This window comes from Micromonospora craterilacus, from assembly GCF_003236315.1.
Classification (GTDB): Bacteria; Actinomycetota; Actinomycetes; order Mycobacteriales; family Micromonosporaceae; genus Micromonospora; species Micromonospora craterilacus.
The window spans coordinates 1-9,043 of record NZ_POTY01000265.1; the positions used below are offsets into that span (position 1 = coordinate 1).

Consider the following 9,043-nt stretch of genomic DNA (forward strand, 5'->3'; position numbering starts at 1 on the left):
GCCCAGGCGCTGGGTGCGGCCCTGGACACCCCGACCCGGATCTCGTACGCCTCGGCCGCGCCGCCGGCCGTGGGTGCGGCGGTGGCCCGGCTGCGGGCGCGGGGTGCGCGGCGGGTGGCCGTGGCCGCGTACTTCCTGGCGCCCGGGCTGTTCCACGATGCCGTGACGGCGGCGGCGCGGGACGCCGGTGCGGTGGCGGTGGCGGCTCCGCTCACGGACGCGCCGGAGCTGGTCGACCTGGTGCTGCGCCGGGTGGACGCCGAGGCGCGCTCCGGCAGTTGAGGCGGGCTGACCGACGGGCTCTGCCGACGGCCCGGGCTGCCGGGGGCGGGCAGCAGAACGCCCCGGCGGGCTGAGCCGGCCGGGGCGTGTCGCTCTGGTGCGTGGATCAGGCGGAGTGAGCGCGCAGCACCCGGAGGCCGCCGCGACGCTTGACAGCGCGCCGCTCCTCCTCGCTCATCCCGCCCCAGACGCCAGCGTCCTGACCGGACTCCAGCGCCCACTGCAGGCACTGGTCGGTCACGGAGCAGCGCCGGCAGACGGCCTTGGCCTGCTCGACCTGCAGGAGAGCCGGACCGGACGTCCCGATCGGGAAGAACAGCTCCGGGTCCTCGTCGCGGCAGACAGCATGGTGACGCCAGTCCATGGCGGCAACACTCCTCATTCTGGGTGGGTGGCAGATGTTGCTGTTGGTGCTTTTCCTATATGCGTCCGCAATGCCGATGGTGACGGTTTGCGTCCGTCAATTCGGCAGTGCGTGAGCAGGCTGTTGGCCCCGGGGACCTGCTGGAACGGCTCAACCTGCCGAGCATATCCAGGCAATGTCCCGGTAACTCAAGTTCGCTTGTGAATACTTTCACGAACTCACACAATGTCAAGGGTGGCGCTCGGAAAAACTCCGCGCGGTGAGCAAGCCCACAACCCTTTTGTCCGGGTTCCAGATCACTCCGGTCACCCGCCTTACCACAGTCGAGGATCAATATAGTACAGTCCGCCGGACATTGCTGACATTTCCGGCGTGGGTTTCGGGTGTCGCAGTCGTCGCGCGTCGGGGGTCGCGCCGACCGTCTCCGCCCGGTGGTACCGGAGACCTAACAGATTACTCTGAGTGCGGCGGGAACGGAGGTGAATCTGACTTTTTCCCGCTCGCCAAGATAGTCGCCGTCGAGCTGGAACGCTTGCGGACGGCTTGCGACCAGCGTGAACTCGGCCACGTCGTGCAGGCGCAGCACCTGCCGGCCGTGCGGATTGGGCGTGCTGGAGAGGAACTGCGTCACGGTGCGTGTCGTGCTGGCGACGCCCAGCTGGCGAAAGGCCATCACATCCAGCCCCAGATCGAACGACGCCTCCGGGTTCGGGTTGGCCTCCCGGTCCCCGACGTACGTCCACGGGGCGGTGTTCTGGACGATGGCGCTGGCCAGGTCTCCCTCTGCCGCCTCGCCCGGCTGCTCCAGCTGGATCGCCGGGTGCCGCCGTTCGGCACCGAACATGAACTGCGCGGTGAAGGCGCGGAAGTAGAGCCCCGGCGAGGAGACCCGGCCCCGACGGCGGGCCTCCTCGACCCGGTGGATCACCGCCGCGTCGAGCCCGAAGCCGGCGCAGAAGGTGAAGTAGCGGTCGTCGGCCCGGCCGAGGCCGATCGTCCGGTGCCGGCCCAGCCGCAGCCCCTCCAGGAGCATGCTGGCGGCCTCCGGCCACTCCTTGGGCAGGCCCAGCGCCCGGGCGAAGACGTTGGTCGAGCCGCCCGGCACGGTGGCCAGTGCGGGCAGCCGCTCCGCGGTCGGCGCCTCGCCGACCGCGCTGGTCGCCGTCATCAGGCCGTTGACCACCTCGTTGACCGTGCCGTCGCCACCGAGGGTGACCACCAGGTCGACGCCCTCCACGGCGGCCTCCCGGGCCAGCGCGGTGGCGTGACCACGCCGCCGGGTGTAGCGCACGGAGAGGTCGACCTCGCTGCGCAGCGCCCGGACGAGCACGTCCCGCGCACGTTCGCTGGTGGTGGTGGCCTTCGGATTGACCAGCAGGATGGCCCGCATGGGCGGCACTGTACTCCGGGCCGTCACGGGTATCGTGACCGCGTGACCATCGACTCCGACCCGACCCCCGTCACACTGCGTTGGGCGGTCCGGCTGTTACGGGGCCAGGCGGTCGCCGTCGGGCTGGTCGCGGCCTGGCTGGTCGTCGCCGATCTCACCGCCACCACCACCGATCTGACGTCGGCGCTGCTGGTCACGGCCTTCGCCATCGGTGCCGCGGTCGCGCTCTGGGCGCTGGGCAGCGCGCTGCTGCGTCGCCGGGCGGGTGCCCGCGCGCCGTCCATCGTGCTCCAGCTCATGCTGCTGCCGATCGGCTGGTTCATGATCCAGGGTGGCCTGGGCTGGCTCGGCGTGCCGCTGATCGCGCTCGGGCTCGGCGTCACCTGGTTGCTGGTCAGCCCGCCCACCACCCGCGCCCTCGGCTTCGAGTGAACGAGCGGAGCGAGCGAACCATCAGGCACCGCAGCGTGGCGCTTCGCGCTGACGGCGGGCCGAGCGAGGCGGCGGCGTGAGCTGACCCGGGTGGCCGCTCACCAGCCGGAGGCGCGGCGGGTGAGCAGCGAGATGGTCGCCCGCCCGTCGACCGCGCTCGCCGCCGCCGACGTGGTCAGCGCGGTGAGCACCTTCCACGCGAACGACGACTCGGCCGGCAGCTTGGTGCCCGGCACGGTCGGCACGGTCACCTCGACGGTCAGCGCGTCCTCGGTCACCGTGAAGCGGCAGTCGAGCTCGGCTCCCCGGGAAGCGATGGCGAGCAGCATGGCGCACGCCTCGTCGACCGCGATGCGTAGATCCTCGATCTCGTCGAGGGCGAACTGGAGGCGAGCCGCGAGGCCGGCGGTGGCGGTGCGGAGGACACCCAGATAGCCGCCGTCGGCGGGCACGGTGAGGTGCACGACGTCGTCGTCGGTCGTCGGCTGGCCGGTCAGTTGAGTCACCACTCATCCCCCCGGTGGGGGACTCTACCCGCTCAGGCGGCCGAGCGGTTGGCGGCGTCGACCATGGCGGAGCGGCCGGGTGGACCGGCCGGACACGACGGCGGCCGGCGCGCCCGGTGTGGACGCGTCGGCCGCCGAGACTTGTCGCCGCCGGCGAGCGACGTCACGCCTGCTTGGTCTCCCAGAAGATCTTCGCGATCTCGTCGATCTTCTGCAGCAGCTCGTCGGCCTTGGCCGGGTCGGTGGCGCCCTTGGCGCCGGCGGCACCCGCCAGCTTGGTCGCCTCGTTGAACAGCTGGTGCAGGTTCGGGTACTTCTCGAAGTGGGCCGGCTTGAAGTAGTCGGTCCACAGCACCCAGAGGTGGTGCTTGACCAGTTCGGCCCGCTGCTCCTTGATCAGGATGGCCCGGGTGCGGAATTCGGGGTCGGTGTTGGCCTGGTACTTCTCGCAGATCATTTTCACCGACTCGGCCTCGATCCGGGCCTGCGCGGGGTCGTAGACACCGCAGGGCAGGTCGCAGTGGGCGCTGGCGGTCACGCGGGGCGCAAGGATGCGTGGAAGTCGCATCAGGATCCTCCATGGGAAGTTTGCGATGATCCAAGACGACATTACTCCTGGAGGTGGTCCCCGAGGCCGCAGGAGGTGAAACCCGTGCCCGCGCCCCAGCTCCGGTGGCCGCTGTCGGCCGTACTGGTGACCGGTCCGTCCATGTCACCGACCCTGCGACACGGCGACGCGGTGCTGGTCCGTCGCGGTGGCCGGCCCGTCCGCCCCGGCGACGTGGTGATCGCGGTCTTCCGCAGCCGCCCGGACCTGCTGGTGGTCAAGCGCGCGGTCCGCCCCGTCGACGGCGGGTGGTGGCTGTACGGGGACAACGACCTGATCACCGACGACTCCCGGGAGTACGGGGTGGCCGACGTGCGGGGCCGGGTGGTGGCCCGCTACTGGCCGCGACCCGGTCGGGTGCCGCCGCGTCCGTTATGACCCTGCTCACATACCGGCCCCACCGCCACCACTATGCTCGGAAGTGCCCGGGTGACCCCCCGCACCTCGCGCCGCCGCTCGTCGCCTCACCGTGCGCCCGACCGGCCGGTCCATCTGCTCGACAGATCCTGGAGTCACCATGTCTTCGTCCATTGTGGATCCTGCTGATCCCGTCTTCCAGCTGCACCGGGGCGGTAAGATGGCCGTCGTCTCGACGGTCCCGCTCACCAGCCGGGACGACCTCTCCCTCGCGTACACCCCCGGGGTCGCCCGGGTCTGCGAGGCGATCGCCGCCGACCCGTCGCTCGCCCACGACTACACCTGGGCGTCGCACACCGTCGCGGTCGTCACCGACGGCTCGGCCGTACTCGGCCTCGGCAACATCGGCCCGCGCGCCGCGTTGCCGGTGATGGAGGGCAAAGCCGTGCTGTTCAAGCAGTTCGGCGGGATCGACGCGGTGCCGGTCTGCCTGGACACCCAGGACGTCGACGAGATCGTCGCGGTGGTCAAGGCGCTCGCGCCGTCGTTCGGCGGGATCAACCTGGAGGACATCAGCGCTCCACGCTGCTTCGAAGTGGAGCGCCGGCTCGACGAGGCACTGGACATCCCGGTGTTCCACGACGACCAGCACGGCACCGCGATCGTCGTGCTGGCCGCGCTGCGCAACGCCGCGATGCTGCTCAACCGCAAGCTCGGCGACCTGCGGGTGGCGGTCAGCGGCGCGGGCGCGGCCGGGGTGGCGGTGACCAGGATGCTGGTGGCCGGGGGAGTGGACCCGGACCGGGTGGTGGTCTGCGACTCCCGGGGCATCATCTGCGATCAGCGCACCGGCCTGACCGGCACCAAGGTCGAACTGGCCGAGCTGACCAACGCCGACGGCCGTCAGGGCGACATCACCGAGGCGCTGCGCGACGCCGACGTGCTGATCGGGGTCTCCGGCGGGCAGATCCCCGAGTCGGCGGTGGCCGGGATGGCCCCCGGCGGGATCGTGTTCGCGCTGGCCAACCCCACTCCGGAGGTGCATCCCGAGGTGGCCGCGCGGCACGTCGCGGTGGTCGCCACCGGGCGCAGCGACTACCCGAACCAGATCAACAACGTGCTGGCCTTCCCGGGCGTGTTCCGGGGCGCGATGGCGGCCCGGGCCACCCGGGTCACCGACGCGATGAAGGTCGCGGCGGCCGACGCCATCGCCTCCGTGGTGGCCGAGACGCTCACCCCGGAAGCGATCGTGCCCTCGCCGCTCGACCCCCGGGTCGCCCCCGCCGTCGCCGAAGCGGTCGCCGAAGCAGCCCGCCGCGACGGCGTCGCGCGCGCCTGAGGTGTAAGGAAGCGCCCCTTCTTAACGCCTCATGCATAGAAAGGGGCCCTTCTTAACGAGCGCTCAGCTTGTTACCGTGCGGATCATGCGTGCTGCCTTCGCCTCCCGTTTCGACGACGCCGACCCGCTCGCCGCGCTCACCGTCGGTGAGCAGCCGGAGCCGAGCCTGCCCGACGACGACTGGGTGACCCTGCGTGTCACGGCCAGCTCGCTCAACCACCACGACCTCTGGTCGCTGCGCGGCGTCGGGCTGCGCGCCGAGCAGTTGCCGATGATCCTCGGCTGCGACGCGGTCGGGGTGGACCCGGAGGGCAACGAGGTGGTCGTCTACCCGGTGGTGCCCACCCCCGGTGACCCGCGCGGGATGTCCATCCTCTCCGAGCACTTCCCCGGCACGCTGGCCGAGCGGGTGGCCGTACCCCGGTCGAACCTGCTGCCGCTGCCGGCGGGGCTGGCGGCGACCGACGCGGCCTGCCTGCCGACCGCCTGGCTGACCGCGTGGCGGATGCTCACCACCAAGGGCCGCGTCGACGACGCCGAGGCCGTGCTGGTCCAGGGCGCCGGGGGCGGCGTGGCCACCGCGGCGGTCGCGCTGGCCGTCGCAATGGGCAAGCGGGTGTACGCGACCAGCCGCGACGCCGCCAAGCGGGAGCGGATCGCCGGGCTGGGCGCGACCGCGGTGGAACCCGGCGCCCGGCTGCCCGAGCGGGTCGACGTGGTGATCGAGACCGTCGGCGCGGCCACCTTCGACCACTCGTTGAAATCCGCCGCGCCGGGCGCCCGGATCGTGGTCTCCGGCGCGACGGCCGGGCACGAGCCGGCGGTCAACCTGCGCCGGGTCTTCGCCATGCAGCTGGAGATCCTGGGCACCTCGATGGGCACTCCGGCGGAGCTGACCGGCCTGCTCGCCTTCTGCGCCGAGCGGAAGGTGCGCCCGGTGGTGGACAGCGTGGTGCCGTTCAGCCGGGTCGAGGAGGCCTTTGCCCGCCTGCACTCCGGAGACGTCTTCGGCAAGGTCGTGGTCGACCACACCAGTTGAGGTGTTAAAAGGGGGCCCCTGCTCTACCGGAGGCGTTAATAAGGGGCCCTTCCTTCGGTCACAGGCGGTTGTCGAGGGTGGCGATGTTGCCGGGGGCGCTGGCCGCGGCGATGCGCTCCTTGGCGTCGGCGTCGCCGTAGAGCGTCCAGCGCAGGAACTCGATGGTGGTGTCGGCGACGACCTCCAGCGAGTTGCCGTCGCTCAGCAGGGCCCGGCCGTGGTCGCCGTTGGGCAGGCTCAGCATCGCCTTCGGCCAGGGCACCTTGTCGTACACGGCCTTGCCGGCGGCGTACTGCACCACCTCGTCCGCCTCACCGTGCACGAACAGCTGCGGTGCCGCGGCGCCCGCGAACGCGGTGCCCACCCCGAGGGCGGTGCCGGCGAAGACGATCCCGGCGGCCAGCCGCTCGTCCCGGCCGGCGGTGAACAGCCCGATCGTGGTCACCCCGCCCGCCGAGTGCCCGGCGGCGGCCACCCGGTCGGTGGTCAGCCGCCCGCGCAGTGCATCGCCGGCGCGCTTGTCGAGGGCGAGCACCTCGGTCAACGCGTACGACACGTCGGCGGGCTGGTTGAGCACGTCGAGCACGTTCCGGTCGCCGCCCCGCGAGGTGTGCGGGAAGGTCGGCGCGGCCACCACGAAACCGGCCGCCGCCCACCGGGTCAGCAGGGCCGCGTAGTCGTCGGGTCGGCCGCCCAGGCCGTGGCTGAACATGACGACCGGGAAGCTGCCGTCCGCGGCCCGCGCCGAGGCCGCCGGCTTGCCGCCCGCCCGGCCGGCCGCCGGGTACCAGACGGTCACCGGCAGCGGCCGGTCGCCGTCGCGGTTCAGCTTCAGCTGTCGTACGCCGACCGCGAAGGTCTGCTGCGGCGCGCTCCCGGCCGGGATTGCCGGTGCCGACGAGGTCGCCGACGGCGCGGGCGTGGTCGCCGGCGGTGTGGCTGCGGCAGCCTGCTCGGCCGGTTGGCGGTCGGTGGAGCAGCCGACCAGCGCGCTGGCGAACAGGGCACTGGCGAGCAGGGCGGAGACGGCACGGCGTGACATGGCTCCGATTGTGCCTCGCCCCGCCGCCCGACCCGACCCGCTGCTCGGGTTCAGCCGGCGGGGCGGGTCTCGAAGGTGGTCACGCCGGACAGTTGGGCCCGGGTGGGCAGCCGGCGGGCGGCCTCCAGGTCGCCGTAGAGGGTCCAGCGGAGGAAGTCGGTGGTGGCGCCGAGCACCTGGGCGAATCCCGGCCGGCCGGGGGCGAGGTACTCGCCGTGCCCCTGCCCGAGCAGGCTCAGGAAACAGGCCGGCCCGGGCGTACGGCGGTACGCGGCCCGGCCGACGCTCACCGGGATCACCGAGTCGGCGGTGCCGTGCACGAAGAGTATGGGCGCGGGGAGGCCGGCGAAGCTGCCCGCCATCCCGCCGCCGGCGATCACGATGCCGGCCCGGAGCCGGGCCGGGTGCCCGGAGGTGAACATGCCGGCCGTGGTGAAGCCCCCAGCCGAGTGACCGGCCGCCGCCATCCGCTGCACGTCGAGATGGCCGGCGAGCGGGTCGCCGCGCCGGTCGTCGAGCCGGACCAGGTGCCGGATCACCCGCCAGCCGTCGGCCGGCTGGTTGCGTACGTCGGCCCGGGAGAACCGGGTCGCGCCGCGCCGCGTGTGCGGATAGGTCGGCGCGGCCACCACAAAACCGGCGGCGGCCCACCGGGCGGTCAGCCCGGCGTGCAGCTCGGGCAGGCTGGCCAGGCCGTGGCTGTAGACCACCACCGGGAACCGCCCGTCGGCCACCCGGCTGCCCTGCGTCGGGTACCAGAGGGTGACCGGCAGCGGGCGCGGCGAACCGGCGTCGACGACGAACGTCCGGGCGCCCACCGCGTACGTCACCTGCGGCGCCGACCGGGTCGGTGCCGACCTGACGGTCGGGTCGCTGGTCGTCGCGCAGCCGGTCAGGCACGCCACCAGCAAGGCCATCGTCGACGCGGCGAGCCGCCGCCTGATCCCCACGGCATCACGGTAGGACCCCGGGTCACCTGCCCGGGTGCCGTTTGCCCGGGGCCGCGCGGAACCCGCCGCCCGGCGCGTACGACGTGTACCGGACGGTCCGACTGGACCGGTTTCGCTAAGGTTCGCGGCATGGCTGAGAACTACACCGACCCGAGCGGTAACACCGAGGCGTTCCGTGCCTTCGCCAACCCGGAGGCTCCGGCGGAGGCGGCGTCGCGTACCGGACTGATCGTCGCAGCGGCGGTCGTCGCGGTGGTGCTGGTCGCCCTCGCCACCTGGCTCGCCTTCGGCTGACCCGCCCGGGTCAGCCGGCCGCCGCGACCACCGCTCGCGCCTCCCGGGCGATCTCCAGTTCCTCGTCGGTGCCGACGACGCAGACGGCGACCTCCGCGCCGTCCGGCGAGATGAACCGGTCGCCGCTGCCCGCGTTGCGGTCCGGGTCGACGGTGATGCCCAGCCGGCCCAGGCCGGCCAGCGCCGCCGCGCGTACCGGCCCGGCGTGCTCGCCGACCCCGGCGGTGAAGGTGACCGCGTCCACCCGACCGAGCAGGGCGTAGTACGCCCCCACGTAGCCGGTGATCCGGCGGCAGTAGACGTCGAAGGCGAGCGCCGCCGCCTCGTCCCCGGCCGCGCGTCGGGCCAGCACCTCGCGCATGTCGTTGGCGCCGGTCAGCCCGAGCAGGCCGCTGCGGTGGTTGAGCAGGTCGTCGATCTCGTCGACGCCCAGCCCGCCCT

12 protein-coding genes and 1 pseudogene are annotated in these 9,043 nt (G+C 72.7%); 6 read left to right on the top strand and 7 right to left on the bottom strand.

Features of this window, described 5'->3' with window-relative positions:
* Positions 1–282 (top strand): CbiX/SirB N-terminal domain-containing protein (locus tag C1I95_RS28790; protein WP_325048870.1); only part of this gene is annotated, 282 nt, incomplete at its 5' end.
* A gap of 106 nt (positions 283–388) precedes the next feature.
* Here the strand turns inward: C1I95_RS28790 and C1I95_RS28795 are convergent.
* On the bottom strand, positions 389–646 hold the full coding sequence (locus C1I95_RS28795; RefSeq protein WP_007072794.1) for a WhiB family transcriptional regulator: 258 nt from the start codon (positions 644–646) through the stop codon (positions 389–391).
* Positions 647–1,091: 445 nt separating this feature from the next.
* Positions 1,092–2,036 carry a diacylglycerol/lipid kinase family protein gene (locus C1I95_RS28800; RefSeq protein ID WP_111218525.1) on the bottom strand — a complete coding sequence of 315 codons (945 nt, stop codon included), beginning with the start codon at positions 2,034–2,036 and terminating at the stop codon, positions 1,092–1,094.
* A gap of 42 nt (positions 2,037–2,078) precedes the next feature.
* Between C1I95_RS28800 and C1I95_RS28805 the strand changes: the two genes are divergently transcribed.
* Positions 2,079–2,468 carry a hypothetical protein gene (locus C1I95_RS28805; protein WP_111218527.1) on the top strand — a complete coding sequence of 130 codons (390 nt, stop codon included), beginning with the start codon at positions 2,079–2,081 and terminating at the stop codon, positions 2,466–2,468.
* Positions 2,469–2,566: 98 nt separating this feature from the next.
* Here the strand turns inward: C1I95_RS28805 and C1I95_RS28810 are convergent, their stop codons facing one another.
* Together C1I95_RS28810 and sodN are read right to left on the bottom strand one after the other, a co-directional pair.
* Positions 2,567–2,974 carry an ATP-binding protein gene (locus C1I95_RS28810; protein ID WP_111218537.1) on the bottom strand — a complete coding sequence of 136 codons (408 nt, stop codon included), beginning with the start codon at positions 2,972–2,974 and terminating at the stop codon, positions 2,567–2,569.
* A gap of 163 nt (positions 2,975–3,137) precedes the next feature.
* Positions 3,138–3,542: a superoxide dismutase, Ni gene (gene sodN, locus C1I95_RS28815; protein WP_111218529.1), complete on the bottom strand. Its 405-nt coding sequence runs from the start codon at positions 3,540–3,542 to the stop codon at positions 3,138–3,140.
* Between the two features lie 75 nt (positions 3,543–3,617).
* Here sodN and C1I95_RS28820 point away from each other — a divergent pair, with 75 nt between their 5' ends.
* The 3 genes from C1I95_RS28820 to C1I95_RS28830 all read left to right on the top strand — a co-directional run bounded on the left by C1I95_RS28820 (position 3,618) and on the right by C1I95_RS28830 (position 6,316).
* Entirely contained in the window at positions 3,618–3,959 is a 342-nt protein-coding gene (locus C1I95_RS28820; protein ID WP_111218531.1) for a S24/S26 family peptidase, read from the top strand.
* 139 nt (positions 3,960–4,098) lie between these two features.
* A complete protein-coding gene (locus C1I95_RS28825; protein WP_111218533.1) occupies positions 4,099–5,277 on the top strand; it encodes an NAD(P)-dependent malic enzyme in 1,179 nt (392 codons plus the stop codon).
* A gap of 76 nt (positions 5,278–5,353) precedes the next feature.
* Positions 5,354–6,316 carry a zinc-binding dehydrogenase gene (locus C1I95_RS28830; RefSeq protein WP_199523953.1) on the top strand — a complete coding sequence of 321 codons (963 nt, stop codon included), beginning with the start codon at positions 5,354–5,356 and terminating at the stop codon, positions 6,314–6,316.
* Between the two features lie 58 nt (positions 6,317–6,374).
* Here C1I95_RS28830 and C1I95_RS28835 read toward each other — a convergent pair whose 3' ends face one another.
* Together C1I95_RS28835 and C1I95_RS28840 are read right to left on the bottom strand one after the other, a co-directional pair.
* Complete coding sequence (locus C1I95_RS28835; protein ID WP_111218535.1) at positions 6,375–7,358, bottom strand: alpha/beta hydrolase family protein; 984 nt, start codon at positions 7,356–7,358, stop codon at positions 6,375–6,377.
* 50 nt (positions 7,359–7,408) lie between these two features.
* Complete coding sequence (locus tag C1I95_RS28840) at positions 7,409–8,275, bottom strand: alpha/beta hydrolase family protein (RefSeq protein WP_199523955.1); 867 nt, start codon at positions 8,273–8,275, stop codon at positions 7,409–7,411.
* 162 nt (positions 8,276–8,437) lie between these two features.
* Between C1I95_RS28840 and C1I95_RS35970 the strand changes: the two genes are divergently transcribed.
* Positions 8,438–8,602: a hypothetical protein gene (locus C1I95_RS35970; protein WP_199523954.1), complete on the top strand. Its 165-nt coding sequence runs from the start codon at positions 8,438–8,440 to the stop codon at positions 8,600–8,602.
* Between the two features lie 10 nt (positions 8,603–8,612).
* Here C1I95_RS35970 and C1I95_RS28845 read toward each other — a convergent pair.
* Positions 8,613–9,043: pseudogene (locus C1I95_RS28845) on the bottom strand (acetate kinase); the annotation flags it as partial.